Raw genomic sequence first — 25,857 nt, 5'->3', positions numbered from 1 at the left:
GGCTCAGGCAAGTGCCGGAATCCCCGGTTCACCGGGGAAACGGTCACTTGATGGGTGGAACACCGCCGGAGAAGTGCCGGAATCCCCGGCTCACCGGGGATCCCTGCACGGGCGGCCCTACGGCAGCGGGCCGGTCAGGTACCGCTGGACCGTCGGCGCGTAGACCGCGACGAGGTCGTCGGCGGGCATCGAGGCCAGCGGCTCGACGCCGACCACGTAGCGCAGCAGCACCAGGCCGACGAGCTGCGACGCGACGAGCGGCAGCCGGCGGTCGGGGTCGTCGAGGCCGAGCCCGGCGCCGACCGGCCCGAGCACCATGCGGAGGAAACCGTCCTGGATCAGCTGCTGACCGCCCGGCTCCAGGATGCCGCGCACGAGCGCGAGCAGCGGCGTGCGGGTCTGCTCGTCGTCCCAGACCGAGACGAACAGCCGCATCAGCCGCTCCCCCGCCCCGTCGACGCCACCCTCCACCACCGGGCGGACGACGGACCGCGGGTCGACCGGCAGCTCGAGCGCGGCGATGAACAGGTCGTCCTTGGTGCCGAAGTAGTGGTGCACGAGCGCGGCGTCGACGCCGGCGGCCGACGCGACGGCGCGCACCGAGGTGCCGGCGTACCCCTGCTCGGCGAAGAGGGACCGGGCGGCCACGAGGATGGCGGCGCGGGTGTCCGGCGCCCCCGGACGGCGACCGCGACGGGGCGCCGCCGAGGTCACGGGGTGCCCACCGCCGAGTGCTCGCGCGCGAACTCCAGCGACTCGCGCAGGTCGACCTCGCGCTCCGCGACGTCGCGGCACCGCCGGGTGTTGATCTCGACGACGACCTCGCCGGCGAACCCGACCTTGGCCAGGTGCCGGAGGAACGGCGCGGCCCCCATCGACCCGCGACCGGGCACCAGGTGCTCGTCCTTCGCAGAGCCGGTGCCGTCGGTCAGGTGGATGTGCCGGAGCCGGTCGCCGAGCCGCTTGGCCATGAGGATCGGGTCGGACTGCGCGATCGCGGCGTGCGAGAGGTCGATGGTGGTGTTGGCGTAGGACTCCTCCGAGGGGTCCCAGCCCGGCAGGTACATCTCCATGCCACGCCGGGACGACGCCCGCCACGGGTACATGTTCTCGACCGCGAAGGCGATCCCGGTCGACGCCTCGAGGGCGGCGATGCCCTCGACGAAGCCGGCGGCATAGGTCTTCTGCCACCGGAACGGCGGGTGCACGACGACCACGTCCGCGCCGACGGCCGCGGCCATCTCGGCGGAGCGCTCGAGCTTGCCCCACGGCTCGGTCCCCCAGACCCGTTGGGTGAACAGCAGGCACGGAGCGTGCACGGCGGCGATCGGGATGCCGTGGTGCTCGGAGAGCTGCTTGACCGCCGACGTCTGCTGGCTGAGCGCGTCGATGCCGACCATCACCTCGACGGTGTCGTAGCCCAGCGACGAGGCGTAGGAGAACGCGTGAGCCGAGGACTCGGGGTAGACCGAGACCGTCGAGAGGCCGATGCGGGGGCTCACTCCAGGCCCGCCGTGATCTGGTCGAGCCGCTCGAGGATCACGCCCTCGCGCAGCGCCCAGGGGCAGATCTCGAGCGCCGGGAGCTCGAAGATGTCCATCACGGCCTCGGCGACGAGTGCGCCGGGCACCACCTGGTGGCTGCGGCTCGTGGACACGCCGGGGAGGCCCGCCAGCTCGGCCGGCGACATCGCCACCAGCTTCGGGATCCAGGCGGTGAGGGTGTCCAGCGGCAGCGTGCGGGGCACGAGCGGCCCCTCGACCGACGGGGCCGCGCCGCAGATCCGGGCCAGCGAGCGGAAGGTCTTCGACGTCGCCGCCGCGTGGTCCGGGGTCCCCGCGCGCAGCAGCCGCCCGGCGTCGCGGGCGATGTCGGCGCGGATCTGGCGGCGCAGCGCGCGCACGGTGTCCTCGTCGGGCGTGCCGGCCGCGAAGTGCTGCCGCGCCAGCCGGGCCGCCCCGAGCGGGAGCGACCACGCGACGTCGGGCTCCTCGTCGGCGCCGCCGGCGATCTCCAGCGACCCGCCGCCGATGTCGAAGACCGACAGCCGTCCCGCGGACCAGCCGAACCACCGGCGTACGGCGAGGAAGGTCAGCCGGGCCTCGTCCTCGCCCGACAGCACCGCGATCGCCTGGCCCGTGCGCTCGCGCACCTCGGCCAGCACCGCCTCGCTGTTGACGGCGTCGCGCACCGCCGACGTCGCGAACGCGAGCATGTCCTCGCTGCCCTTGTCCTCCGCGACGCGCAGCGCCTGGGTCGTGAAGGCGGCCAGGGCGTCCACGCCGGCGGGGGTCACCGACCCGGACTCGTCGAGGTGCTCGGCGAGGCGCAGCGGCTGCTTGTAGGAGTACGCCGGCAGCGGCGCCGCACCGCGGTGGGCGTCCACCACCAGCAGGTGTCCGGTGTTGGACCCGATGTCGAGCACGCCCAGGCGCATGGCTCAACGCTAGCCCGTACCTGCACGCCCCGTAGGGTTGGTCCGTGCCCGAGGTCGAGCTGGTGTTCCCGCGAGCGTTCGTCGAGTTCGTCAACCCGGCCGACGAGTCCGAGGTCCTGCGGTGCGACCTCACCTGGCTGACGTCGAGCTACAAGTGCATCTTCGGCGAGGGCTGCCAGGGGATCTACGCCGACGCCCCGGACGTCGGCTGCTGCACGCTCGGCGCGCACTTCGCCGACGGCGACGACGAGAAGCGGGTCGCCGGCTACGTCGCGATGCTCGACGAGAACCTCTGGCAGCAGAAGCCCGCGGGCAAGGTCCGCAAGAAGGACTGGATCGAGACCGACGAGGACGGCGAGCGCAAGACGCGGGTCACGACGGTGGACGGCCAGCAGGCCTGCGTGTTCCACAACCGCACCGACTTCGCCCCGCCGACCGGTGGCGGCGGCGCGGGCTGCGCCCTGCACGCACTGGCGTTCGTGCTCGGGAAGAACCCCGTCGAGACCAAGCCCGACGTCTGCTGGCAGCTGCCGATCCGCCGCACCTTCCGGGAGGTCGAGCGCCAGGACGGCTCGACCTACACCGAGGTCTCCATCGGCGAGTACGACCGGCGCGGCTGGGGCCCGGGTGGCCACGACCTCGACTGGTACTGCTCCGGCAACACCGAGGCGCACGTCGCGCCCGAGCCCGTCTTCCGCACGCACGTCGCCGAGCTCACCGAGCTGATGGGCCGGCCGGCGTACGACGAGCTGGTGCGGCACTGCGAGGCGCACCTGCGCTCGCGCTCCGCCCTGGCGCTCCACCCCGCCGATCCGCACTGACGCGCCCGTCGTCCACGCCGTCCTCCACGCCGTCCTACTCGTCTCGACGTCAAGAGACCCCGACCCCGGTGTCGCGGCTTCCTGAGAGAAAGCCGAGAATCAAGGCATGCGCCTGGACCATCTCTCTTTCGCAGCAGGACCGGATGGCCTCGCCAGCACTGCCCAGCGCATCGGGGGTCTGCTCGGCAAGGACTTCGTCGACGGTGGTGTCCACCCTCGATTCGGGACCCGCAACATGATCCTGCCGCTCGCCGGCAACACCTACCTCGAGATCGTCGAGGTGCTCGACCACCCCGCCTCGGACAAGGCGCCGTTCGGCCAGGCCGTGCGCGCCCGGTCCCTGCTCGGCGGAGGCTGGCTCGGGTGGGTCGTCGCGGTCGACGACATCGCCGTGGTGGAGCAGCGGCTCGGCCGGGAGGCCGCGCACGGCAACCGGCACCGCCCCGACGGCAGCGAGCTGTCGTGGAAGCAGATCGGCGTCAACGGCCTGCTCACCGACCCGCAGCTCCCCTTCTTCATCGAGTGGGAGTCCCCGGCCGAGATGCACCCGAGCAGCGGCGCGGACCCGGAGTTCTCCCTGGCCTGCCTGGAGATCGCCGGCGACCCGCAGCGGGTCAGCGAGTGGCTCGGCGAGACCGTCGAGGCGCCGCTGGAGGACGTCAAGGTCGAGTGGGTCGCGCCCAACGGCACGCCCGGCATCATCGCCGTGCAGGTGCAGACCCCGCGCGGCCTCGTCCGGATCTGAACGAGCGAGCAGCAGCTCGCGAGGGACGAGCGGTCTGCGTCGGGAGCGAAGATTGAGCAGGGCCCACGACCGAGGGACGAGGTCGTGACGTCCGAGTCGAGGTCCATCGTTGCCGGGGCACGGCCGAGCCCCAACATCTGGCACCACACGGCGACCTACGAGGTCGAGAACCGCGCCGTCGACCCCGATGGCGCGATCGAGGCCGCGATGCGCGCGGTGGACACCTGGGACGGCCGCACCGTGCTCGACGTCGGTTGCGGCACCGGCTTCCACCTGCCGCGCTTCGCGAGCACGGCGGCGCGCGTCGTCGGGGTCGAGCCGCACGGTGACCTGGTCGCCCTGGCCCGGCGCCGCACCCGGCGCCTCGAGCACGTGTCGGTGCTGCAGGGGACCGCGCAGGCGCTCCCGCTCCCGGACGCGTCCGTCGACGTCGCACACGCGCGGTGGGCGTACTTCTTCGGCCCGGGCTGCGAGCCGGGGCTGGCCGAGCTGGACCGCGTCGTACGACGGGGCGGGACGGCGTTCGTGATCGACAACGACCCGACCCGGTCGACCTGGGGGATATGGTTCCGGCGGGGCTACCCCGAGGTCGACCCGGTCGCGGTCGAGCGGTTCTGGTCCACCCACGGCTGGACGCGCACCCCCGTCGACATGCGCTGGGAGTTCTCCTCGCGGGCCGACCTCGAGGCCGTCGTACGCATCGAGCTGAACCCGGAGGTCGCCGACGACGTCCTGGCCGACCACGAGGGCACCGTCGTGGACTACGCCGTCAACCTCTGGTGGCGCCGGTTCTGAGCGGTGCGCTCCGTCGGCCGACGGATTGCCCTAGCCTTCGGGCCAGACCGAGCGGGGAGGCAGCGGGATGGACAGTCCGGCGAGGGCGGCGGGCCGGCAGAGCAACGCCTACGAGCTGTTCATCCTGGTGCTCACGGTCTACTCGCTGGTCATCATGGTCGCGCTGGTGCTGCCGCTGTCCGACTCGACGCTCCAGCTGCTGGGGATCTACGACAACGGGATCTGCCTGGTCTTCCTCGGCGACTTCGCGATGCGGCTGGCCAAGGCACCGTCGAAGCGGGGCTACTTCTTCGGCGAGCGCGGCTGGCTGGACCTCCTCGGCTCGGTCCCGAGCCTGGGGTTCTTCCGCTTCACCGCACTGCTGCGGCTGGCGCGGCTGAGCCGGCTGGCCCGGATCACCCGGCTGTTCCGCGGGCAGCGCAAGAGCGAGCTCGTCCGCGACCTCGTGGTCAACCGCGGGCAGTACGCCGGCTTCGTCACGTTCCTGGCGGCCTTCCTCGTCCTGTCCGTCTCGTCCGTCCTGGTCCTGCAGTTCGAGAGCGTCTCGCCCCAGGCGAACATCACGACCGGCGAGGAGTCGTTGTGGTGGTCGGCCGTCACGCTCACCACGGTCGGGTACGGCGACTACTACCCGGTCACGGCCGGCGGCCGGATCGTCGCCGCCGTGGTCATGCTGGTCGGCGTCGGCATCATCGCGTCGCTCGCGAGCATCCTGTCGCGCGTCATGGTCCCGACCGAGGAGAGCCCCGTGGACGCCCTCGGCGAGGTCACCCGGCAGCTCGACGAGCTCCGGCTCGAGGTCGCGCGGCTCCGCGAGGACCTGGCCGGAGCGTCGACGGACGGACCGGACGAGGGCTGACGAGGAGAGGGCTCGGTCTCCGCTCGCTAGCTCGAACCGCGCAGCGCCAGGGTCGGCGTGAGCATCACGCCGCCGCCGGGCAGCGGCGGGTGCGCGAGCAGTCCCTCGAGCGCGTTCACGATCTCGACGGCGACCTGCTCCAGCGGCTGGCGCACCGACGTCAGCCCGCGCGGCACCACCTGCGCGACCTGGGAGTCGTCGAAGCCGACGACCGCGACGTCGCGGCCGGCGACCAGGCCGCGCTCGGTGAGGGTGGTGAGGACGCCCATCGCCAGGGTGTCGGAGGCGCAGACGAACGCCGAGGGGTGGGCCTCGTCGAGCAGCACCGCGCTCGCCTCGCGGCCGCTCGCGACGGTGTCCTCGACCCGCGAGGCCAGGCCGGTCGTGGCGTGCCCGCGGGCGTGCATCGCGCGCGCCCAGCCCGAGCGGCGGTCCTCCCCGATGAACGAGTCCTTGCGCCAGCCGATCCAGGCGATCCGGGTGTGCCCGCGGTCGAGCAGGTGCGTGGTCGCGAGGTCGGTGCCGGCGGCGCCGTCGACGTCGACCCACGGGTGCGCGGCCGCCGGGATGTCCCAGGGCCGGCCGAACGCGACGAACGGCGCCCGGCGCTCCTCGAGCCAGGTCGCCTGCGGGTTCCCGAGGTAGGTGTCGGTGACGACGAAGGCGTCGACCGCGGTCGAGCGCAGCAGGTCCTCGTAGCCGGCCAGCGGGTCCTGCGGCTCCCCCGCGAACAGCAGCACGTGGTAGCCCGCCTCGCGCGAGGCCTCGACCAGCGAGTGCACGAACCGGTCCATGGTGGCGTTGGCCGTGCCCTCCTGGGCGGGGCTGATCCGCATCCCGATCAGGTGGGAGGCACGGGTGCGCAGGTTGCGGGCGGCACGGTTCGGCGAGTAGCCGAGGTCGTCGATCGCCTCGAGCACGCGGGCCAGGGTGTCGGAGCGGAGCAGGTCGGGGTTGTTGACCGCGTTCGAGACGGTCTGCCGCGAGACCCCGGCGCGCTCGGCGACGTCGGCCAGCGTCGGCGGGGCGAGCGGCAGCGAGGTCGTCGGACCGGCCGGCCTCCCGACGTTCTTCGACACGCCCGCCTCCTGGTACCGAGTGGAACGATCCAAGGAGACCATAACCGGCACTGTCGGCGCGGCCGATTAGCGTGGCCGCCATGGCGAAGCCCCCGCGTCCCGCGTTCCGCTGCTCCGAGTGCGGGTGGGAGACCACGAAGTGGGTCGGCCGGTGCGGCGAGTGCCAGGCGTGGGGATCGGTGGCCGAGACGGCCGCGGCGCCGAAGGGCCGGACTGCCGCCACCCCGGTCACCCGCCCCGCGGTGCCGATCGGGCAGGTCTCGGCGGAGGACTCGACCTTCCGCACCAGCGGCGTCCCCGAGCTCGACAGGGTGCTCGGCGGCGGGCTGGTCCCTGGCGCGGTGATCCTGCTCGCCGGCGAGCCCGGGGTCGGCAAGAGCACCCTGCTGCTCGAGGTGGCCGCCCAGACCGCGCGCTACCAGCACCGCACGCTCTACGTCACCGGCGAGGAGTCGGCCTCGCAGGTCCGGATGCGGGCCGACCGCACCGGCGGCGTCCACGACCAGCTCTACCTCGCCGCCGAGACCGACCTCGGGGCGGTGCTCACCCACATCGAGGAGGTCCGACCGACCCTGCTGGTCGTCGACTCCGTCCAGACGATCGGCGCCCCCGGCGCCGAGGGGGTCCCCGGCGGGGTCACCCAGGTCAAGGAGGTCGCGGCCGCCCTGGTCCGCGTCGCGAAGACCCGCAACATCACCACCGTGATGGTCGGCCACGTCACCAAGGACGGGTCGATCGCCGGGCCGCGGGTGCTCGAGCACGTCGTCGACGTGGTGCTGCACTTCGAGGGCGACCGTGAGTCCCGCTTCCGGATGGTGCGGGCGATGAAGAACCGCTTCGGTCCGGTCGACGAGGTCGGCTGCTTCGACCTCTCCGCCGACGGCATCAGCGCCGTCACCGACCCGACCGGCCTGTTCGTCGGCAACCACCAGGCGCAGGTGCCGGGCACCTGCATCGCCGTCAGCATGGAGGGCCGGCGGCCGCTCCCGGCCGAGGTCCAGGCGCTGGTCACCCACAGCGCGGCAGAGCGACCCCGGCGCACGACCTCGGGCCTGGACTCCTCGCGGGTCGCGATGGTGCTGGCCGTGCTCCAGCAGCACTGCGGCGTGCGGCTGCACACCAGCGACGTGTTCGCCTCGACGGTCGGCGGGGCCCGGGTCGTCGAGCCGGCCAGCGACCTCGCGGTGGCGGTCGCGCTCACCTCCGCGAGCCGCGGCGTGGCGGCGCCGCGCGGCGTGGTCGCGATCGGCGAGATCGGCCTGTCCGGCGAGCTGCGCCGGGTCCGCGACGTCCCGCAGCGGCTGGCCGAGGCCGCCCGGCTCGGCTTCCGGCTCGCGGTCGTGCCGACCGAGCCCGGACGCCCGGCGGCCAGGTCCCCCGAGTCCTGGACCGTCGACGGCATGCGGGTCCTCGACGTGCCCGACGTCGGCTCCGCCCTGCGGCTGCTCCAGCTGTTGCAGCCCGACCGGCCGCAGCGCCCACGGGCCGTCGAAGATCGGTGAGTGCCCTGCCGACCCCCTAGACTGCCGCCAGCGGCCACGGACTGCCGCGCACGGGGAGGACGACAGAGGTGGCGACCGATCGCTCGGACGAGACGCTCCGCCTGCGGGCGACCCTTGCGACCATCGCACCGGGCACCCCGCTGCGCGACGGCCTGGAACGCATCCTCCGGGGCCGCACCGGCGCGCTGATCGTGCTCGGCCACGACAAGGTGGTCGAGTCGATCTGCACGGGCGGCTTCACCCTCGACGTCCCGTTCACCGCCACCGGCCTGCGGGAGCTGGCGAAGATGGACGGCGCGATCATCATCGACCGTGACGTCACCCGGATCATCCGGGCCGCGGTCCACCTGATGCCCGACCACACGATCCCCTCCGAGGAGACCGGCACCCGGCACCGGACCGCCGACCGGGTCGCCCGACAGGCCGGCTTCCCGGTGATCTCGGTGTCGCAGTCGATGCAGATCATCGCGGCGTACGTTGGCGAGACCCGGCACGTGCTGGAGGACTCCGGCCAGATCCTCTCGCGCGCCAACCAGGCACTGGCGACCCTCGAGCGCTACAAGCTCCGCCTCGACGAGGTGGCGAGCACGCTGTCGGCGCTGGAGATCGAGGACCTGGTCACGGTCCGCGACGTCGCCGTGGTCGCCCAGCGGCTGGAGATGGTCACCCGGATCGCCAGCGAGATCGAGGACTACGTGCTCGAGCTCGGCACCGATGGCCGGCTGCTGTCGCTCCAGCTCGAGGAGCTGATCACCGGCGTCGACGCCGAGCGTGAGCTCGTGATCCGCGACTACCTGCCCGCCGGCCGCCGGGCCAAGAGCCCCGAGGCGCTGCTCAACCGGCTCGAGTCGCTCTCCTCGACCGAGCTCGTCGACCCGGCCGCGGCCGCGCGCGCCCTCGGCCTCGGGACCGGCGAGCACCTCGACGGCGCGGTGGCCCCCCGCGGCTACCGGCTGCTGGCCAAGGTGCCGCGGCTCCCGGGCACGGTCGTCGACCGGCTCGTCGAGCACTTCGGCACCCTCCAGAAGCTGCTCTCTGCGGGGGTCGACGACCTCCAGGCGGTCGAGGGCGTCGGCGAGCTGCGCGCCCGCAGCGTCCGCGAGGGCCTCTCCCGGCTCGCCGAGTCGACGATCCTCGAGCGCTACGTGTGACGTAGTCACACGCAGCGCTCATCGGTGGTCGAGCGAGCGGCGCGACCGAGCTAGCGAGGTCGCGACCCGCGTGTCGAGACCCGGCGAGGTGCCCGCCGCCCTCGACGACCTCAGTGCGCGGAGCCGGAGCCGGCAGGCGTGGTGGGGCGACCGCTGGAGTGCGCGCTGGGGCTCTGCGTGGGCTTCGCGGTCCTCGTGATGGTGGCCGCGGTCGGCGTCTCGAGCTCGAACTGGAGGTCGGAGGGCTCCCCGCCGAGGGAGGCGGCGGTCACGTGGTACCAGCCGGGCATCGCCCACGCGGTCAGCCGGGAGCAGGTGTCGTCGGAGCGGCGGGCGTCCCAGCTCACCCCGAGGTTGGTGGTCACGGCCTTGCGGACGACCACCTCCCGCACCGGGATCGCGCGCGGGCACTGACGGCTCGTCCAGATGTCGTCCGTGCCCGAGGTGATCGTCACGGTGAGCTGGTCGTGGCCGGTGCGCCAGGTGCACGCCTCGGACTCCAGGGTGCGCAGCTGCAGGACGATCATCACGTCACGACCGGCGACCGCGTCGGTGACCTTCGGCGTGACCGCGATGTCGGTGCCGTCGCACTCGCCCTGGGGCGCGGCCAGCGTCGGAGTCGGGTCCGGCGTGCTCGAGCGGTGCTTCTTGCCGTGCTTGGCACCACCCGTCCCCGTCGGCTCGGGGGTGGTGCCCGAGGTCAGGCCGGTGGTCGGCACGCCGGTCGTGGGCGTCGTGCCGGCGGCGGCCGGGGAGACGGCGCCCTCGTCGGAGGACGCGTCGCTGCCGTCGCCGAGGAGTCGCGCGATCCCGATCACGAGCAGGACCGCCGTGCCGAGCAGCATCAGCCGGCGGACCCAGTAGACCCGCGGCGGCAGCGGTCCCCGGGTCATCGCTGGCATGGGGCCACGCTAGTCAGCGCCCGGGTCCGGATCACGGTGCCACACCGGCGAGAATGTCTCCCGATGAGCGATCTCCACGAACCGGTCCTGCGCTGGTACGACGAGCACGCGCGCGACCTCCCGTGGCGCCGCCCGGACGCCTCCCCCTGGTCGGTGATGGTCTCGGAGTTCATGCTCCAGCAGACGCCGGTCAGCCGGGTGCTGCCGGTCCACGAGCAGTGGCTCGAGCGCTGGCCGACCCCGGCCGCCCTGGCCGCGGAGCCGAGCGGCGAGGCGGTCCGCGCCTGGGGCCGGCTGGGCTACCCTCGCCGAGCGCTGCGGCTGCACGCCGCCGCCACCGCGATCGTCGAACGGCACGGGGGCGAGGTGCCCGCGTCGTACGACGACCTGCTGGCCCTGCCCGGGATCGGTGACTACACCGCGGCCGCGATCGCCAGCTTCGCGCACGGTCGGCGGCACGTCGTGCTCGACACCAACGTGCGCCGGGTGCTGGCCCGGGCGGTGCAGGGCGTCGAGCTGCCCGGCGCCTCGGTCACCAAGGCCGAGCGGGAGGTCGCCCTCGAGCTGCTGCCCGAGGACGAGCCGACCGCCGCCACCTGGTCGGTGGCGGTGATGGAGCTCGGCGCGCTGGTGTGCACCGCGGCGAACCCGCGCTGCCCCGCCTGTCCGGTCCGCGACCGGTGCGCCTGGCGGGCGGCCGGCTCCCCGCCGTACGACGGGCCACCCCGGAAGGCGCAGACCTGGGCCGGGACCGACCGCCAGTGCCGGGGCCGGCTGCTGGCCGTGCTGCGCGACCGCGAGGGGCCGGTGCACCGCACCGCGCTCGACGCCGCCTGGTCCGAGGAGGTGCAGCGAGTGCGCTGCCTGGCCTCGCTGGTCGAGGACGGGCTGGTCGTGGCCGCCGGTCCGGAGACCTACGCGCTCCCCTGACCCGGGCCCCGGCGGGTGAACCTGAGGCACGGAAAGCACGACGTCCCGCCCGGGCGAGCCGGGACGGGCCGTCGTGGTGGTGCTGGGTGGCCTCAGTCGGCCTTCGGGACGTCCGAGCCGCTGTCGGAGTCGTCGGGGCCCTCGACGGCGTCCGGACCGCCGACCTCGGCGGTCTCGAACGGCGGGAGGTCCGGCAGCTCGCCGATCTTCTGGCCCTGGAAGGTGAAGGTCGCGGTCGGGCCCTCGCCCTCCACGCCGACCAGCACGATCTGGCCCGGGCCGACCTCGCCGTAGAGCATCTTCTCGGCGAGCACGTCCTCGATCTCGCGCTGGACCGTGCGCCGCAGCGGCCGGGCACCGAGCACCGGGTCGAAGCCCCGCTCGGCGAGCAGCTGCTTCGCGGGCTGGGTCAGCTCGATCCGCATGTCGCGGTCCTTCATCCGCAGCTCGACCGAGGCGATCATGTTGTCGACCATCGCCACGATCTGCTCCTGCGACAGCGGCGGGAAGACGATGATCTCGTCGACACGGTTGAGGAACTCGGGGCGGAAGTGTTGCTTGAGCTCCTCCGACACCTTGCTCTTCATCCGCTCGTAGGAGCCGGCGGCGTCACCGCTCTGCTGGAAGCCGAGGTTGATGCCCTTGGCGATGTCGCGGGTGCCGAGGTTGGTCGTCATGATGATGACGGTGTTCTTGAAGTCGACGACCCGGCCCTGGGAGTCGGTCAGGCGACCCTCCTCCAGGATCTGCAGCAGGCTGTTGAAGATGTCGGGGTGCGCCTTCTCGACCTCGTCGAAGAGCACGACCGAGAACGGCTTGCGCCGCACCTTCTCGGTCAGCTGGCCGCCCTCCTCGTAGCCGACGTAGCCCGGGGGCGAGCCGAAGAGGCGCGAGACCGTGTGCTTCTCGCCGAACTCCGACATGTCGAGCTGGATCAGGGCGTCCTCGTCACCGAAGAGGAACTCCGCGAGCGTCTTGGACAGCCACGTCTTGCCGACACCCGAGGGGCCGGCGAAGATGAACGACCCGCCGGGACGCTTGGGGTCCTTCAGGCCGGCACGGGTACGACGGATCGCCCGGCTGAGCGCCTTGACGGCCTCCTCCTGGCCGATGACCCGCTTGTGCAGCTCGTCCTCCATCTTGAGCAGCCGCGTCGACTCCTCCTCGGACAGCTTCACGATCGGGATGCCGGTCGCCACGGCGAGCACCTCGGCGATCAGCTCCTCGTCGACCTCGGCGACCTCGTCCATGTCGCCGGCGCGCCACTGCTTCTCGCGCTCGGACTTCTTGAGGATCAGCTGCTTCTCCTCGTCGCGCAGGCGCGCGGCCGCCTCGAAGTCCTGGCCGTCGATCGCGGCCTCCTTGCGCTGGCGCACCTCGCTGATCTTGTCGTCGTACTCGCGCAGGTCCGCGGGCGCCGTCATCCGGCGGATCCGCAGCCGGGAGCCGGCCTCGTCGATCAGGTCGATGGCCTTGTCGGGCAGGAAGCGGTCGGAGATGTAGCGGTCGGCCAGGGTCGCGGCCGAGACCAGCGCCTCGTCGGTGATCGTCACCCGGTGGTGCGCCTCGTAGCGGTCGCGCAGGCCCTTGAGCATCTCGATCGTGTGGGCGATCGACGGCTCCGCGACCTGGATCGGCTGGAACCGGCGCTCCAGCGCGGCGTCCTTCTCGAGGTACTTGCGGTACTCGTCGAGGGTGGTCGCCCCGATGGTCTGCAGCTCGCCGCGGGCCAGCATCGGCTTGAGGATGCTCGCCGCGTCGATCGCGCCCTCGGCCGCACCAGCACCGACGAGGGTGTGGATCTCGTCGATGAACAGCACGATGTCGCCGCGGGTGCGGATCTCCTTGAGCACCTTCTTCAGGCGCTCCTCGAAGTCACCGCGGTAGCGGGAGCCGGCGACCAGGGCACCGAGGTCGAGGGTGTAGATCTGCTTGTCCTTGAGCGTCTCGGGCACGTTGCCCTTGACGATGTCCTGGGCCAGGCCCTCGACGATCGTCGTCTTGCCGACGCCCGGCTCGCCGATGAGCACCGGGTTGTTCTTCGTCCGGCGGGACAGGATCTGCATGACCCGCTCGATCTCCTGCTCCCGGCCGATGACCGGGTCCAGCTTGCCCTCGCGGGCGTCCTGGGTGAGGTTGCGACCGAACTGGTCGAGCACCAGGGACGACGACGGCGCGTCGCTGGACGACGCGCCCGTGGTCGCGCCGGCACCGGCCGACTCCTTGCCCTGGAAGCCCGACAGCAGCTGGATGACCTGCTGGCGGACCCGGTTGAGGTCCGCGCCGAGCTTCTGCAGCACCTGGGCGGCGACGCCCTCGCCCTCGCGGATCAGGCCGAGCAGGATGTGCTCGGTCCCGATGTAGGAGTGGCCGAGCTGGAGCGCCTCGCGCAGGGACAGCTCGAGCACCTTCTTGGCGCGCGGGGTGAACGGGATGTGGCCGCTGGGGGCCTGCTGGCCCTGGCCGATGATCTCCTCGACCTGCGCCCGCACGGCCTCGAGGGAGATGTCGAGGCTCTCGAGCGCCTTCGCAGCGACGCCCTCGCCCTCGTGGATGAGGCCAAGCAGGATGTGCTCGGTCCCGATGTAGTTGTGGGAGAGCATGCGGGCCTCTTCCTGGGCCAGCACGACCACCCGGCGGGCTCGGTCAGTGAACCGCTCGAACATGCGCATCTCTCCTGGAGCTGTGGTGGGGCTACGAGTCGTTCAACCCCACGCACAGCCTACGCGTTCCCTCCGACCACCCCAGAGCGTCCGCTGAGAGCGAACATCAAGCGAGCAGCGGCGCGTGAGGGACGAACGCGTCGCGTGGGCGAGACGAGATTGAGCAAGGCCCACGGCTGAGGGACGAAGCCGTGACGGCGGCGTCGAAATCCGGTGAGACGAACGAGGGCGGTGACCACGGGGTCACCGCCCTGCCTCGTCTTGCTGGGTGTGCCCGCGTTCCGCGGGCTCACCCGTCAGTGCGCCTTGTCGTAGGCCTCACGGACCTCGGCGGAGACCCGGCCGCGGTCGGGCACGTCGTGCCCGTTCTCGCGGGCCCACTCGCGGATCTCCTTGGCGCTGGGGCCACCGGCGGCCGCGGCGGCCGACGTGCGACGGCCACCGCGTCGGGGGGCGGCACCGACCTTGCGGCCGTGGCCGACGTAGGTCGACAGGGCGTCGCGCAGCTTGGCGGCGTTCGCGTCGTTCAGGTCGATCTCGTAGGTCGTGCCGTCCAGCCCGAACGAGACGGTCTCGGCGGCCTCACTGCCGTCGATGTCGTCGACGAGCACGATGTTGACCTTCTGGGCCATCTTCTTGACCTCTTTCACTCGTATTCCGCGATTGACGCGTCGGGCAATTCGACATGCTGCCACAGAATCGCATATACGGATGAATTCGATAACGCCCGCGATTCACCTATTTCGGGTGAAAGCGAGCTCCAACCCGCGGAGCGTGAGCCACGGCGCGTGGTCGGTGAAGCAGGAACATTCGTCGATCACCAGCCCGGCCAGGTAACCGGTGGCGACCACGCGCACCTGCGCGGGGTCCACGCCGAGCTCGCCGATCACCCGCGCCACCATTCCCTCGACCTGGCTGGCGACCCCGAAAATCATTCCCGACTGCAACGCCTCGACGGTGTTCTTCGCAATCACCGACCGCGGACGCTGCAATTCGACCTTTCGCAGCTGCGCACCGCGGCGGCCGAGTGCTTCCAGCGAGATCTCGATCCCGAGCGTGATCGCGCCGCCGACGTACTGCCCGGCCGGGCTGACGACGTCGAAGGTGGTGGCGGTGCCGCCGAAGTCGACCACGACCGCGGGGCCGCCGTACTCGTGGACCGCGGCCAGGGCGTTGATGATCCGGTCGGTGCCGACCTCGCGGGGGTTGTCGGTGAGGACCGGGATGCCGGTGCGGACGCCCGGCTCGACCACCAGGCTCGGGACGTCGGCGAAGTGCCGGACCAGCATGTCGCGCCACTCGTGGAGGACGGCCGGGACCGTCGCGCACACGGCGACCCCGTCGACGTCGTCGAGGGCGTCCTCGAGCAGCCCGCGGAGCAGCACCGCCCAGTCGTCGGCGGTGTTGCGCTCGTCGGTCGCGACCCGCCAGTGCGCCGTGACCTCGCCGTCGATGAGCAGCCCGAGGATCGTGTGGCTGTTGCCGATGTCGGCGGCGAGGAGGGGCACGGCGCGTCCTACTGCTCGTCGAGGTCCAGGCCGAGGTCGAAGACCTTGACCGAGTGGGTGAGGGCACCGACCGAGATGAAGTCGACCCCGGTCGCCGCGACCTCCCGGGCCCGCTCGAGGGTGAGCCCGCCCGAGGCCTCGAGGGTGGCGCGGCCGGCGGTGAGGCGCACCGCCTCGGCCATGGTCGGGGTGTCCATGTTGTCGAGCAGGACCTCGGTGCAGCCTGCGTCGAGCAGCTCGCGCAGCTGGTCGAGGTCGGTCACCTCGACCTCGACCCGCAGGTCGGGGTACGCCGCGCGCACGGCGTGGTACGCGGGCACCACGCCGCCGGCGGCCACGACGTGGTTGTCCTTGACCATCGCCCGGTCGCTGAGGCTGAACCGGTGGTTGACCCCGCCGCCGCAGCGGACGGCGTACTTCTGGAGCGCTCGGAAGGTGGGGAGGGTCTTGCGGGTGTCGAGCACCTGCGCGCGGGTGCCGGCGAGCGCCGCGACCCAGTGCGCGGTAGCCGTGGCGACCCCGGAGAGGTGGCTGGCGTAGTTGAGGGCCGTGCGCTCCGCGGTCAGCAGGCCACGGGTGGGGCCGGCGACCCGCAGCACGAGGTCGCCCGGGCCGACCCGGGTGCCGTCCGGGACCCGGTCGGTGATCTCGACGGTGTCGCCCATCACCTCGTGGAAGACCAGGGCCGCGACGCCCAGGCCGGCCACGACCCCGGCCTCGCGGGCGGCGATGACGCCGCTGCCGTGCGCGTCGGGGGCGATGGTCGCCGTGCTCGTCACGTCACCGGCGGGCAGGTCCTCGGCGAGGGCGTGCAGCACCTGCTGGTGGACGGCGCCCGCGTCGAGCCCGGCGGCGCCGAGCTCCTCGAGCGCCGCGGTCAGGCCGATGCCGTGGGACGGGCTCATGCCGCACCGTCCGTGGCCGGTGCCGCGACGAAGGCCAGCGCGGTGCTGCCGTCGGCCATGATCGCGTCGAAGTGGCCCGCGAAGTCGTCGTCGTCGCGCTCGGGGAAGTCCTCGCGCCAGTGCGACCCGCGGGTCTCCTCGCGCAGCGCGGCCGCGTCGGCGAGCGCCGTGCCGATGGTGAGCAGGTTGGTGGTCTCCCAGGAGTCCTGGTCCACGACGGCGGTGGCGACGCCGGCCAGCTTGTCGAGGTGCTCGGACGCCTCGGCCAGCCCGGTCGCGGTCCGGAGCACCCCGACCCGCGAGGTCATCGTCTCCTGCAGCTCACGGCGCAGCTCGCCGGAGACCAGCCCGGCGGTGCGGCGGTCGGTGGCCGGCGGCTGCAGCGGGCGGAGCTCCCCGGGGAGCACCTGCGCGATCCGGCGCGAGAACACCAGGCCCTCGAGCAGCGAGTTGGACGCGAGCCGGTTGGCCCCGTGCACCCCCGAGCACGCGACCTCGCCGGTCGCGTAGAGACCCGGCAGGGTGCTGCGGCCCCACAGGTCGGTGAGCACCCCGCCCGAGGCGTAGTGGCAGGCCGGCGCGACGGGGATCAGCTCGGTCACCGGGTCGACCCCGTGGCTGCGGGTGGTGGCGAGGATCGTGGGGAACCGCCGCTCCCAAAAGTCCTGGCCCAGGTGCCGGGCGTCGAGCCACATGTGCGGCCGGCCGGTCTCCATCATCCGGCGCATGATCGCCTTCGCGACGACGTCGCGCGGCGCCAGGTCGGCCAGCTCGTGCACGCCCTGCATGAACCGGTTGCCCTCGAAGTCGACCAGGAACGCACCCTCGCCGCGCACCGCCTCGGAGATGAGCGGCTGCTGCCCGCGGGAGTCCGGGCCGAGGTACATGACGGTCGGGTGGAACTGCACGAACTCGAGGTCGCGCAGCACCGCGCCGGCCCGCAGCGCGACCGCCATGCCGTCGCCGGTCGACACCGCGGGGTTGGTGGTCTGGGAGAAGACCTGGCCCAGCCCGCCGCTGGCGAGCACGACGGCCCGGCACAGGACGGCGCCGACGCCGTCGCGCTGGCCCTCCCCCATCACGTGCAGGGTGAGCCCGGCGACGCCGCCGTCCTCGGCGAGCAGCAGGTCGACGGCGAGAGCGTGCTGGACGACCTCGATCTCCGACGCCTGCTCCACCGCGGCGATCAGCGCCCGCTGGATCTCGGCGCCCGTCGCGTCCCCGCCCGCGTGCGCGATCCGGTCGCGGTGGTGGCCGCCCTCCCGGGTCAGCGACAGCTCGCCGTCGGGGTCGTGGTCGAAGTTCGTGCCGAGCGCGATCAGCTCACGTACGGCGTCCGGCCCCTCGGTCACGAGGACCCGGACCGCCTCCCGGTCGCACGCCCCGGCGCCCGCGACCAGGGTGTCGACCTGGTGCTCCTCGGGGGTGTCCTCCGGGCCGAGAGCGGCGGCGATGCCGCCCTGCGCCCACTGGGTCGACCCGGCTGCGAGCACGTCCTTGGTGACCACCAGGACCTTCTCGACCTGGCCGCGCAGCCGGAGCGCGGCGGTCAGGCCCGCGATCCCGGAGCCGACGACGACGACGTCCGCGGTGGTCGTCCACCCGGGCTCCGGTGCGAGCAGTCGCGCGGGGAGCCGCCGCGACGCCTCGTGCAACGGCGCCTCGGGGACCTGCCGGCGGACCGGAGCGGTGGGCATTGCCGCAGGCTATCGCCCGGCGGTCCGGTCGCCCCGGACCAGGCCCGACCCCTCGACCGCCTCGGCCGGGTCGTAGCCGGTGGCGAGGATCTTGTTGTCGGCGTCGACGAAGACCACGTGCGGCTGGTGCTCGCGGGCCTCGGCGGTCTCCATCTGGCCGTAGCCGATGAGGATGACCAGGTCGCCGGGGTGCACCAGCCGGGCCGCCGCCCCGTTGATGCCGATGACGCCGGAACCCCGCTCGCCGGCGATCGTGTAGGTCTCCAGCCGCGCCCCGTTGGTGATGTCGACGATGTGCACGAGCTCGCCGGGCAGCAGGTCGGCGGCGTCGAGCAGGTCCTCGTCGACGGTCACCGAGCCGACGTAGTGCAGGTCGGCCTGGGTGACCGTGGCCCGGTGGATCTTGCTCTTCATCATGGTGCGGTACATCAGCGGTCCTCCAGGCGGCCGAGCAGGAGCGGGGCGTTGTCGATCAGGCGGGTGGTGCCGACGCGCGCGGCGATGAGCGCGCGGGCCTCGGTCCCGGACGGCGGGTCGGGGGGGAGCTGGCCCAGCTCGGGGTCGGTGACCACGAGGTAGTCGAGGTCGACGCCCGGTTGGGCGCGAAGCTCGGCCCGCGCCGCGCCGAGCGCCACGTCGACGCCGTACTCGGCGGTCTCCTGCGCGGCGCGGAGCGCGAGGTAGAGCCCGGTGGCCTGCTGCCGCTGCTCGGCGTCGAGGTAGCGGTTGCGGCTCGAGAGCGCGAGTCCGTCCGTCTCGCGGACCGTCTCGGCGCCGACCACCTCGACGCCCATGTTGAGGTCGAGCACCATCCGGCGCACCAGCACCAGCTGCTGGTAGTCCTTCTGGCCGAACACGGCGACGTCGGGGCGGACCAGGCCGAACAGCTTGGCGACCACGGTCAGCACCCCGCGGAAGTGGCCGGGCCGGATCTTGCCCTCGAGCACCTTCGCGAGCGGCCCCGGGCGCACCATCACCTGCGGCTCGCCGCCGGGGTAGACCTCCTCGACGCTCGGCGCGAAGACGACGTCGACGCCCTCCCGGGCGCACACCTCGAGGTCTGCCTCCAGCGTGCGCGGGTAGCGGTCGAGGTCCTCGCCGGGGCCGAACTGGAGCGGGTTGACGAAGATCGAGACGACCACCGGCCCGCCTTCGGCGCGCTCCTTCGCGACCCGCACCAGGCTGGCGTGCCCGTCGTGCAGCGCCCCCATCGTCGGGACGAACCCCACCCGCCGACCGCCCGAGCGGGCGTCCGAGAGCAGCGCTGCGAGCTCGCCACGGGTGCGGGCGAGGACCGGGCCTGCGGTCATCGGCGCCGGTGGTCGGTCGGGTGAGCGGTCCGCTGCCGGGTCCGGCCCGGGCCCTGCGTCTGTGCCTGCGCCTCGGCCGCGTCGACCACGCGCCGGATCGCGGCGGCGCGGATCGGCAGCACCCGACCGTCGGTGACGACCCGGTCGAGGGTGTCGCGCGCGAGGGCGAGGTACGACGGCAGGGTGTGCGGCGCGTTGAGCGCGATGTCCGCGAGGTGGGCGCGCACGGTGTTGACGTCGCCGCGCACGATCGGGCCGGTGAGGGCGGAGTCGCCCTGCTCGAGGGCGTTGTCCAGGGCCGCGGTGAGCAGGGGCCTCAGGGTGCCGGCGGGGTCGTCGGAGCCGGCCGCCTCCAGCAGCTCCATCGCCTGCGCGACCAGGGTGACCAGGTGGTTCGCGCCGTGGGCGAGGCCGGCGTGGTAGAGCGTGCGCATCTCCTCCGGGACCCAGGTCGCCCGGCCCCGGAGGTCGGCGACCAGCGACTCCGCGACCGCGCGCTCGGCGGGGCCGGCGGTCAGCCCGAAGACGCAGCCGGGGAGCCGCTCGAGGTCGAGGGCCGTCCCGGTGAAGGTCATCGCCGGGTGCATGGCGACGACGCGGGCGCCGACCCGGCGCGCGGGCTCGAGGACGGCCAGGCCGTGGCGGCCCGAGGTGTGCACGACGTACTGGCCGGGCCGGATGGCGCCACTGTCGCTGAGCACGGTGACGACGTTCTCGAGCATGTCGTCCGGCACGGTGAGCAGCAGCAGGTCACAGCTGCGCGCCACGTCGGAGGGCTTCGCCGGGGTGGCCCCCGGGAGGAGGGCGGCGATCCGCTGGCGGGTGGCGTCCGACTCGCCGGCGGCGGCGACCACGGGGTGGCCCGCGGCCTCGAGGGCGGCGGCCAGGACGGCGCCGACGCGACCCGCGCCGATCACGCCGACCCGCAGTCCGGTGGCCCGGGAAGGGTGCGTCATGTGCGTCGAACCTTTCGTTCCAGTCCCTCCGACCACCCCGCGCCGCGTCGCTGCGGTTCGGGGCCGGTGTGGGTACCGGACGGTGTGCTCGTCTGGTGTCCGTCTAGGTCGTCCACCGGGTTCCCCGGCGACGTCGAATGTACGCCTCGGGTCCCGAGCGCGTCACCGCGTCGGGGACGTGACCTATCCGACACCGCGACCGGCTTGCGGTCCGGGGCCGGTCGGGCTCAGCCGACGGCGAGCGGCCGCGGCGCGCGCGGGAGCCAGTCGTGGGTGACGTGGTCGACGATGTGGACGCCCGGTGGCGCGGTGATCTCGTGCACCCCGGGAAGCACCCGGCCCTCCTTGAGCGCGTGGAAGACCTCCCACTCCCGGCGCTTGCGCCGGTTGCGCCACGAGGTCGCGAACGACTCCGGGTCGGTCCAGTGCGCGAACTCCTCGCCGTCGAGGTACTTCAGCTCCACGCACAGCCCGTGCGGCAACGCGATCGAGCGGACCCCGACGGGGGTGGTGCGGATCTCCCACTCGAACGCCTTGGTGTAGACGAAGTCCGGCCCGATCGGGAAGCCCCACTCCTCGGCGTTGCGCCAGCCGAGGTCGAGGTAGCCCTTCGACCCGCTCTCCAGGTAGAGCCCGTGCCGCGGCACCCGGACGATCGTCTGCACGTCGCCGACCTGCCAGCCGAGGTCGGCGATCGAGACCTCGCCCTCGGTGGTGAGCACCATGTCCCCGTCCCACTTCCAGGAGTAGCGGGTGGTGACCTGGGAGAAGCACCAGTTGTAGAAGTAGGACAGCGAGTGCACCGAGAGCTCGTGCTGGGCGAGGTGCTCGGCCCCGGCCCGGGCGACCTGGAACGGGTACGACGTCACCGTCAGCCTGTCCGCCAGGCCCGCCCGCGCGGCGGTGTCGCGCGCGACGTCGGGCGTGCCGTCGTCGGAGCCGTTGTCGACGAGCAGCACCAGGTCGCAGGCGCGGAGCAGCGGCGGCAGCACGAACGGCAGCGAGGGCGCCTCGTTCTTGACCCGGAGCACCGCCGTCGAGCCCGGCCGCAGGCCCTCGGGGCGCAGCCAGGGCCAGGTGATGTCGTAGTCGGTGTGGCCCTCGAGGTTCTTCAGCCCGGCGGTGCCGAGGTGCGCGGTCATCGGACCCGCCTCATCGGCTGCGCCCGAGCATCTTGCGGACCCCGCGCCGCACCGGCCCGGGCACCGCGGCACGGACGCCGTGCGGGATCTTCTCGACCCGCGAGGGCGCCGGGACGGGAGCGCCCTTGTGCCCACCACCGCCGCCGCCGCCCTTGAGCTGCTTGCGGACCCGCTGCTCGGCGGCCACGACCGACGACCGCGAGATTGCCTCGGCCTCCTCGTAGAGGCCGACGTAGCCCTCGCGCAGCTGGTCGAGCGTCGCGTGCACCTCGGCGGTGTCGCCGCCGGGCTCGGCGAGCTTGTTGAGCTCCTCCCAGGTCTGGGCGGTGAGCTCGTGCAGGCGCGGCGGCAGCCCGAGGTCGTCCAGGGTCTGGGTCATCCGGCGCAGCGTCGGGTCGACGAACCGGTGGCCGTCGCGGATCGCCTCGCTGCGGGCGTGCAGGACGTGCTCGAGTCCGAGCTGCTCACCGGTGCGCATCACGATCCGCGTCCAGTCGTCCAGCAGGTCGGCGTACCGGACGAACACCCGGCCGCCGTCGGCGACCGACTCGCGGGTGGCCCTCTCGGTGTGCAGCAGCATGTTGAGCCAGGACGCGGCGAGGTGCGCCGAGCCGAGGCGGTTCTGGTAGTAGGCCTGCTTGCTGCCGACCACCTCCGCCGGCGGGCGGAGCATCGTCGCGAACACCGGGGTCGCGCCGGTGCGGATCGCGGCGACCCGCCACAGCGAGAGGAACCAGCTCAGCCGGGGGTCCTTGACCACCAGCTCGGAGCCGACCGCGAAGTGCCCCTCGAGCCACTCGGTCGCGCGGATCCGCTCCGGCTCGCGGGCCGAGACCCGGCCGGTCTCGAACCAGGCGTCCGGGCGGGCGTCGCTCACCTGGACGCCGGCCTCCTTGAGCAGCCGGTCGTGGTTCTCGACGACCCACCGCGGCTCACCGAAGCCCTTGGGGTTGGTCTCGTCGGCGGCCACCTCGGGCTGCGGCACGTGCAGGCCCATGATCTGCATCAGGCCGGCCATCGTGCTGGTGCCGCTGCGGCCGGCGCCGGCGACGAAGAGGACCTTGCGGGGGTAGTCGGACGGGTCGACCTCGCTGCGGTCCACGGCGGCTGGCTCGGCGCTCACGGACCCTGACTCTACGGTCGATACGGTTCGGGCATGAAGTTCGGGCGTCGGTCACCGCTGGTCAGCGTGGTCGTCCCGGTGTTCGACGTCGAGGCCTACCTCCCCGAGACCCTCGACAGCGTGCTGGCGCAGTCCCACCGCGAGCTCGACGTCGTGGTCGTGGACGACGGCTCGACCGACGGGTCCGGCGCGATCGCCGACGAGTACGCCGCGCGCGACCCCCGGGTCCGCGTCGTCCACATCGCCAACCGCGGGCTGGGCGGCGCGCGCAACGAGGGCCTGCGCCACGTCCGCGGTGAGCTGCTCGCGTTCGCCGACTCCGACGACGTGGTGCCGCCGGACGCCTACCGCGTGCTGCACCGGCAGCTGCGCCGCACCGGCGCCGACTTCGTGACCGGCTCGGTGGCGCGCTGGGAGGGCGAGCGGCTGGTCGAGCCCCCGTGGATGCGCCGGATGCACCAGCGGCGCACGGCCGAGGTCATCGAGGACCACCCCGAGATCCTGGGCGACGTGTTCGCCTGGAACAAGCTGTTCCGCCGCGACTTCTGGGAGGGCGTCGGGCTGACCTGGCCGGAGGGGATCCGCTACGAGGACCAGCCCACGACGACCCGTGCCTACGTCTCGGCCCGCCTGTTCGGTGTCGTCCCCGAGGTCGTCTACCACTGGCGGATCCGGACGGACGGCTCGTCGATCACCCAGCAGCGTGCCTCGCTCGACGACCTGCGCGACCGCTGGACGACCAAGCGGCAGTCGCTGGCGACCGTGACCGCGTTCGGCTCGGACAAGGTGACGAAGGTGTTCGTCGACCAGGTGCTGGCCGGCGACATGCCCCGCTACTTCGTCGAGATCCCCGGCTGCTCCGACGCCTGGTGGGACCTCCTGGTGGCCGGCGTCCGCGAGTTCTGGGGCGCCCGGCCGCTGGTGCAGTCCGGGTTGCCGCCCGTGCAGCGGCTGACCGGCTGGCTGGTCCAGATGGGGCGCCGCGACGACGCCGTCACCGTCATGGAGTACGTCGCCCGCCACGGCGGCCCGGTCCCCCAGGTGCGGTCGCCGCAGGGGCCGCGGATCGACGTCCCCGGCCTCGACCCGAGCAGCGTCGTCCCCGAGGCGCTCGCCCTGCGGAACCACGAGGTGCGGATCTGACCCGGGTCGTTTGGGAACGGCGGCGGTGGGGGACATCCCGCCCATGACCTCTGCACGTCGCCCGGCCGGCCTGGCCGTCGTCCTCGCCACCCTGACCGCCGTGACCCTCCCCTCCGCGGGAGTGCTCCCGAGCGCGGAGGCCGCCCCCGCGGCGTCTCGTGCGGCGGGCACCAGCGCGAGGATGCCGCACTGCAACCACGACCAGATCGAGAACGGCGCGGTGATGCGGGAGGTGCAGCTGCGGGACCGCGACTTCCGAGTCACCCACTCCGTCCGCAAGCGGGTGGCTCGCGGCACCGAGTTCAGCCGCACGGTGACGATGGGCAGCACCGACCAGGTGACGGCGTCGATCTCGGGGACGACCACCGTCAAGGCCGACGCCGGGGCGTTCTTCGCCAAGGCGTCCGCCGAGGCGTCGGTGACGCTCGCGGGCAACAAGCAGAAGACCACGAACGAGTCGCTCGAGGAGCGCTTCACCATCCCGCCGAAGCCCCGCGACCGGCTCTTCGTGTTCTACGAGGGCGTCGCCGTCTACGCCTTCAAGGCCCACCAGCGGGTGTGCAACCGGGGCGGCGAGCGCGACTATTTCGGCAAGCTCCGGAGCTGGGAGAAGACCTACGAGAGCGGCAACGTGCTGTGCCCGCACTCGCGCTACCGCACCGGGTCGCCCAAGTACCAGATCGCGCTCTCGGGCGGCTGCTGAGGCCGCGGGGTCGGCGACCAGGGGTAGCGTCAGCACGTGCTCGCTCTCGTGGACGACGTGCCGCAGTGCTACGTCGACAACGACTGGATCTGCCCGCAGTACTGGAGCGACTACCGTCCCGAGCTGGTCGACGCCTTCGTCGAGCACCTCTGGCTCACGGTGGTCTCCGTGCTCGCCGGGCTGGTCGTCGCGGTGCCCCTGGCCCTGCTCGCCCGGCGCCGGGGCGCGGTGGAGAGCACGGTCGTGAGCGCGACGACCGTGATCTACACGATCCCGTCGCTGGCGCTGTTCTCGCTGCTGCTGCCCTTCACCGGGCTGACGCCGACGACGGTCGTGGTGGGGCTCGCGCTCTACTCGCTGACGGTCCTGGTCCGCAACATCATCGCCGGGTTGCAGGGGGTGCCGGCCCCGGTGGTCGAGGCCGCTCGCGGGGTCGGGTACTCCCGGACCCGGCTGCTGCTGCGGGTCGAGGTCCCGCTCGCGCTGCCCGTGATCATGGCCGGCATCCGGGTCGCCACGGTCTCGACGGTCGCCCTGGTGACGATCGGCTCGATCGTGTCGTACGGCGGCCTCGGCAACCTGCTGCTGCTCGCGGTCGGCAACCAGTTCAAGGCCCAGATCTTCGCGGCCAGCGTCCTGTGCGTGGCGCTCGCCGTGGTCCTCGACCTCCTGCTGGTCGGCCTCCAGCGCCTCCTCACCCCCTGGACCCGCCGTGCTCGCTGACGTCTTCTCCTACCTCACCGACGGGTCGACCTGGTCGGGTCCGAACGGCGTCGCCGCGTTCCTGGTCCAGCAGCTGCTGCTGACGGTCACCGCGCTGGTCGTCGCCGTCGTCGTCGGCCTCCCACCGGCCCTCTACTTCGGCCACCGCCGCCGCGGCGGTGTCGTCGCGGTGAACGTGTCGAACGTCGGCCGCGCCGTCCCGGTCTTCGCGGTCCTGCTCGTGCTCGCGCTCGGGCCGGTCGGGTCCGAGGAGTTCGGGCCCTACGGCCGCGCCGGCCTGGCCACGCTCATCGCGCTGATCCTCTTCGCGCTGCCGCCGATCATCACCAACGGCTACACCGGGGTGCTGGAGGTCGACCGAGGTGCGGTGGAGGCGGCCCGGGGCATGGGGATGAGCGAGCGCAAGGTCTTCAGCTCCGTGGAGCTGCCGCTCGCGATGCCGATCGTGCTCACCGGCGTCCGGCTCGCCCTCGTGCAGGTCTGGGCGACCGCGACCATCGCGGCCCTGGTGGCCGGCCCCGGCCTGGGTCGCATCATCACCCGCGGCTTCGCGAACCACCGCACGTACGAGGTGGTGGCCGGCGCCCTGCTCGTCGCCGTCGGCGCGCTGGTGCTGGAGGGCGTGGCCGTGCTGGTGGAGCGGTACGCCGACCCGATGCGCCGCGCCCGCCGCAGCGACCGCCGGGCCCGGACCCGGGCCGCCACGGCGTCGTCCGGTCCGGTTGTCGGTGGCGCGAGTTAGGGTTTGGTCGCGGGTGCCGTC

26 protein-coding genes are annotated in these 25,857 nt (G+C 72.9%); 11 read left to right on the top strand and 15 right to left on the bottom strand.

All coding sequences use genetic code 11. The features are described from left to right. Positions 1 to 117: 117 nt before the first annotated feature. Genes ACILQ5_RS05920 through ACILQ5_RS05910 form a run of 3 tightly spaced genes read right to left on the bottom strand, consistent with a single transcriptional unit; the run spans position 118 to position 2,437 of the window. The gene (locus ACILQ5_RS05920; protein WP_395657057.1) at positions 118 to 714 is read right to left on the bottom strand and encodes a TetR family transcriptional regulator; all 597 of its coding nucleotides are present in this window, start codon (positions 712 to 714) and stop codon (positions 118 to 120) included. Then, the gene (locus tag ACILQ5_RS05915; protein WP_395657056.1) at positions 711 to 1,502 is read right to left on the bottom strand and encodes a sugar phosphate isomerase/epimerase family protein; all 792 of its coding nucleotides are present in this window, start codon (positions 1,500 to 1,502) and stop codon (positions 711 to 713) included. Before ACILQ5_RS05915 ends, ACILQ5_RS05920 begins: the two co-directional genes overlap by 4 nt. Then, positions 1,499 to 2,437 carry a Ppx/GppA family phosphatase gene (locus tag ACILQ5_RS05910; RefSeq protein ID WP_395657055.1) on the bottom strand — a complete coding sequence of 313 codons (939 nt, stop codon included), beginning with the start codon at positions 2,435 to 2,437 and terminating at the stop codon, positions 1,499 to 1,501. The genes ACILQ5_RS05915 and ACILQ5_RS05910 overlap by 4 nt, the downstream gene beginning before the upstream one ends. A 44-nt stretch (positions 2,438 to 2,481) precedes the next feature. Between ACILQ5_RS05910 and ACILQ5_RS05905 the strand changes: the two genes are divergently transcribed. The 4 genes from ACILQ5_RS05905 to ACILQ5_RS05890 all read left to right on the top strand — a co-directional run bounded on the left by ACILQ5_RS05905 (position 2,482) and on the right by ACILQ5_RS05890 (position 5,657). Beyond that, positions 2,482 to 3,258, top strand: a complete 777-nt coding sequence (locus ACILQ5_RS05905) for a hypothetical protein (RefSeq protein ID WP_395657054.1) — start codon at positions 2,482 to 2,484, stop codon at positions 3,256 to 3,258. A gap of 106 nt (positions 3,259 to 3,364) precedes the next feature. Then, positions 3,365 to 4,003, top strand: coding sequence for a VOC family protein (locus tag ACILQ5_RS05900; RefSeq protein WP_395657053.1), 639 nt, complete (start codon positions 3,365 to 3,367; stop codon positions 4,001 to 4,003). A gap of 84 nt (positions 4,004 to 4,087) precedes the next feature. After that, a complete protein-coding gene (locus ACILQ5_RS05895; RefSeq protein WP_395657052.1) occupies positions 4,088 to 4,798 on the top strand; it encodes a class I SAM-dependent methyltransferase in 711 nt (236 codons plus the stop codon). 67 nt (positions 4,799 to 4,865) lie between these two features. Then, on the top strand, positions 4,866 to 5,657 hold the full coding sequence (locus tag ACILQ5_RS05890; RefSeq protein WP_395657051.1) for a potassium channel family protein: 792 nt from the start codon (positions 4,866 to 4,868) through the stop codon (positions 5,655 to 5,657). 26 nt (positions 5,658 to 5,683) lie between these two features. Here ACILQ5_RS05890 and ACILQ5_RS05885 read toward each other — a convergent pair whose 3' ends face one another. Continuing rightward, entirely contained in the window at positions 5,684 to 6,736 is a 1,053-nt protein-coding gene (locus tag ACILQ5_RS05885) for a LacI family DNA-binding transcriptional regulator (protein WP_395657050.1), read from the bottom strand. An 80-nt stretch (positions 6,737 to 6,816) separates the two neighbouring features. Between ACILQ5_RS05885 and radA the strand changes: the two genes are divergently transcribed. After that, on the top strand, positions 6,817 to 8,238 hold the full coding sequence (gene radA / locus ACILQ5_RS05880; RefSeq protein WP_395657049.1) for a DNA repair protein RadA: 1,422 nt from the start codon (positions 6,817 to 6,819) through the stop codon (positions 8,236 to 8,238). A 68-nt stretch (positions 8,239 to 8,306) separates the two neighbouring features. Then, positions 8,307 to 9,389 (top strand): DNA integrity scanning diadenylate cyclase DisA, encoded by a 1,083-nt coding sequence (gene disA, locus ACILQ5_RS05875; protein ID WP_395657048.1) that lies wholly within the window; start codon positions 8,307 to 8,309, stop codon positions 9,387 to 9,389. Between the two features lie 110 nt (positions 9,390 to 9,499). Here disA and ACILQ5_RS05870 read toward each other — a convergent pair whose 3' ends face one another. After that, positions 9,500 to 10,291, bottom strand: coding sequence for a hypothetical protein (locus tag ACILQ5_RS05870; RefSeq protein ID WP_395657047.1), 792 nt, complete (start codon positions 10,289 to 10,291; stop codon positions 9,500 to 9,502). 63 nt (positions 10,292 to 10,354) lie between these two features. Here ACILQ5_RS05870 and ACILQ5_RS05865 point away from each other — a divergent pair, with 63 nt between their 5' ends. Continuing rightward, positions 10,355 to 11,221, top strand: a complete 867-nt coding sequence (locus ACILQ5_RS05865; protein ID WP_395657046.1) for an A/G-specific adenine glycosylase — start codon at positions 10,355 to 10,357, stop codon at positions 11,219 to 11,221. A gap of 92 nt (positions 11,222 to 11,313) precedes the next feature. Here the strand turns inward: ACILQ5_RS05865 and ACILQ5_RS05860 are convergent, their stop codons facing one another. The 10 genes from ACILQ5_RS05860 to ACILQ5_RS05815 form a co-directional block, all read right to left on the bottom strand. Beyond that, positions 11,314 to 13,887: an ATP-dependent Clp protease ATP-binding subunit gene (locus ACILQ5_RS05860; protein ID WP_395657045.1), complete on the bottom strand. Its 2,574-nt coding sequence runs from the start codon at positions 13,885 to 13,887 to the stop codon at positions 11,314 to 11,316. A 293-nt stretch (positions 13,888 to 14,180) separates the two neighbouring features. After that, positions 14,181 to 14,516: an Lsr2 family protein gene (locus tag ACILQ5_RS05855; protein ID WP_395657044.1), complete on the bottom strand. Its 336-nt coding sequence runs from the start codon at positions 14,514 to 14,516 to the stop codon at positions 14,181 to 14,183. 102 nt (positions 14,517 to 14,618) lie between these two features. Continuing rightward, positions 14,619 to 15,392, bottom strand: a complete 774-nt coding sequence (locus tag ACILQ5_RS05850; RefSeq protein WP_395657043.1) for a type III pantothenate kinase — start codon at positions 15,390 to 15,392, stop codon at positions 14,619 to 14,621. An 8-nt stretch (positions 15,393 to 15,400) separates the two neighbouring features. Further along, a complete protein-coding gene (nadC, locus tag ACILQ5_RS05845; protein ID WP_395657042.1) occupies positions 15,401 to 16,297 on the bottom strand; it encodes a carboxylating nicotinate-nucleotide diphosphorylase in 897 nt (298 codons plus the stop codon). Next, a complete protein-coding gene (locus tag ACILQ5_RS05840) occupies positions 16,294 to 17,994 on the bottom strand; it encodes an L-aspartate oxidase (RefSeq protein WP_395657041.1) in 1,701 nt (566 codons plus the stop codon). The genes nadC and ACILQ5_RS05840 overlap by 4 nt, the downstream gene beginning before the upstream one ends. Positions 17,995 to 18,003: 9 nt before the next feature. Continuing rightward, complete coding sequence (gene panD / locus ACILQ5_RS05835) at positions 18,004 to 18,423, bottom strand: aspartate 1-decarboxylase (RefSeq protein WP_395657040.1); 420 nt, start codon at positions 18,421 to 18,423, stop codon at positions 18,004 to 18,006. Further along, positions 18,423 to 19,304, bottom strand: a complete 882-nt coding sequence (gene panC, locus ACILQ5_RS05830; protein WP_395657039.1) for a pantoate--beta-alanine ligase — start codon at positions 19,302 to 19,304, stop codon at positions 18,423 to 18,425. The genes panD and panC overlap by 1 nt, the downstream gene beginning before the upstream one ends. Further along, complete coding sequence (locus ACILQ5_RS05825) at positions 19,301 to 20,260, bottom strand: Rossmann-like and DUF2520 domain-containing protein (RefSeq protein ID WP_395657038.1); 960 nt, start codon at positions 20,258 to 20,260, stop codon at positions 19,301 to 19,303. The genes panC and ACILQ5_RS05825 overlap by 4 nt, the downstream gene beginning before the upstream one ends. A gap of 227 nt (positions 20,261 to 20,487) precedes the next feature. After that, positions 20,488 to 21,402 (bottom strand): hypothetical protein, encoded by a 915-nt coding sequence (locus ACILQ5_RS05820; RefSeq protein ID WP_395657037.1) that lies wholly within the window; start codon positions 21,400 to 21,402, stop codon positions 20,488 to 20,490. A 10-nt stretch (positions 21,403 to 21,412) separates the two neighbouring features. Further along, positions 21,413 to 22,525: a sulfotransferase family protein gene (locus ACILQ5_RS05815; RefSeq protein ID WP_395657036.1), complete on the bottom strand. Its 1,113-nt coding sequence runs from the start codon at positions 22,523 to 22,525 to the stop codon at positions 21,413 to 21,415. Between the two features lie 33 nt (positions 22,526 to 22,558). Here ACILQ5_RS05815 and ACILQ5_RS05810 point away from each other — a divergent pair, with 33 nt between their 5' ends. Genes ACILQ5_RS05810 through ACILQ5_RS05795 form a run of 4 tightly spaced genes read left to right on the top strand, consistent with a single transcriptional unit; the run spans position 22,559 to position 25,836 of the window. After that, the gene (locus ACILQ5_RS05810; protein WP_395657035.1) at positions 22,559 to 23,668 is read left to right on the top strand and encodes a glycosyltransferase family 2 protein; all 1,110 of its coding nucleotides are present in this window, start codon (positions 22,559 to 22,561) and stop codon (positions 23,666 to 23,668) included. Between the two features lie 43 nt (positions 23,669 to 23,711). Then, positions 23,712 to 24,371, top strand: coding sequence for a hypothetical protein (locus tag ACILQ5_RS05805; RefSeq protein ID WP_395657034.1), 660 nt, complete (start codon positions 23,712 to 23,714; stop codon positions 24,369 to 24,371). 36 nt (positions 24,372 to 24,407) lie between these two features. Next, positions 24,408 to 25,094, top strand: coding sequence for an ABC transporter permease (locus ACILQ5_RS05800; RefSeq protein ID WP_395657033.1), 687 nt, complete (start codon positions 24,408 to 24,410; stop codon positions 25,092 to 25,094). Further along, entirely contained in the window at positions 25,084 to 25,836 is a 753-nt protein-coding gene (locus ACILQ5_RS05795) for an ABC transporter permease (RefSeq protein ID WP_395657032.1), read from the top strand. The genes ACILQ5_RS05800 and ACILQ5_RS05795 overlap by 11 nt, the downstream gene beginning before the upstream one ends. The last annotated feature ends 21 nt before the right edge of the window (positions 25,837 to 25,857 follow it).

It is taken from the genome of Nocardioides sp. (genome assembly GCF_044226305.1).
Classification (GTDB): domain Bacteria; phylum Actinomycetota; class Actinomycetes; order Propionibacteriales; family Nocardioidaceae; genus Nocardioides.
This window is presented reverse-complemented; position numbering and strand designations above follow the sequence as displayed.

Coding starts and splice junctions, on each gene's coding strand:
- nadC (WP_395657042.1), bottom strand. CDS start 16,297: ATGAGCCCGTCCCACGGCATCGGCCTGACCGCGGCGCTCGAGGAGCTC.
- ACILQ5_RS05855 (WP_395657044.1), bottom strand. CDS start 14,516: ATGGCCCAGAAGGTCAACATCGTGCTCGTCGACGACATCGACGGCAGT.
- ACILQ5_RS05900 (WP_395657053.1), top strand. CDS start 3,365: ATGCGCCTGGACCATCTCTCTTTCGCAGCAGGACCGGATGGCCTCGCC.
- ACILQ5_RS05805 (WP_395657034.1), top strand. CDS start 23,712: ATGACCTCTGCACGTCGCCCGGCCGGCCTGGCCGTCGTCCTCGCCACC.
- ACILQ5_RS05910 (WP_395657055.1), bottom strand. CDS start 2,437: ATGCGCCTGGGCGTGCTCGACATCGGGTCCAACACCGGACACCTGCTG.
- ACILQ5_RS05840 (WP_395657041.1), bottom strand. CDS start 17,994: ATGCCCACCGCTCCGGTCCGCCGGCAGGTCCCCGAGGCGCCGTTGCAC.
- panD (WP_395657040.1), bottom strand. CDS start 18,423: ATGTACCGCACCATGATGAAGAGCAAGATCCACCGGGCCACGGTCACC.
- ACILQ5_RS05865 (WP_395657046.1), top strand. CDS start 10,355: ATGAGCGATCTCCACGAACCGGTCCTGCGCTGGTACGACGAGCACGCG.
- ACILQ5_RS05870 (WP_395657047.1), bottom strand. CDS start 10,291: ATGCCAGCGATGACCCGGGGACCGCTGCCGCCGCGGGTCTACTGGGTC.
- ACILQ5_RS05810 (WP_395657035.1), top strand. CDS start 22,559: ATGAAGTTCGGGCGTCGGTCACCGCTGGTCAGCGTGGTCGTCCCGGTG.
- radA (WP_395657049.1), top strand. CDS start 6,817: ATGGCGAAGCCCCCGCGTCCCGCGTTCCGCTGCTCCGAGTGCGGGTGG.
- ACILQ5_RS05860 (WP_395657045.1), bottom strand. CDS start 13,887: ATGTTCGAGCGGTTCACTGACCGAGCCCGCCGGGTGGTCGTGCTGGCC.
- panC (WP_395657039.1), bottom strand. CDS start 19,304: ATGACCGCAGGCCCGGTCCTCGCCCGCACCCGTGGCGAGCTCGCAGCG.
- ACILQ5_RS05825 (WP_395657038.1), bottom strand. CDS start 20,260: ATGACGCACCCTTCCCGGGCCACCGGACTGCGGGTCGGCGTGATCGGC.
- ACILQ5_RS05820 (WP_395657037.1), bottom strand. CDS start 21,402: ATGACCGCGCACCTCGGCACCGCCGGGCTGAAGAACCTCGAGGGCCAC.
- ACILQ5_RS05890 (WP_395657051.1), top strand. CDS start 4,866: ATGGACAGTCCGGCGAGGGCGGCGGGCCGGCAGAGCAACGCCTACGAG.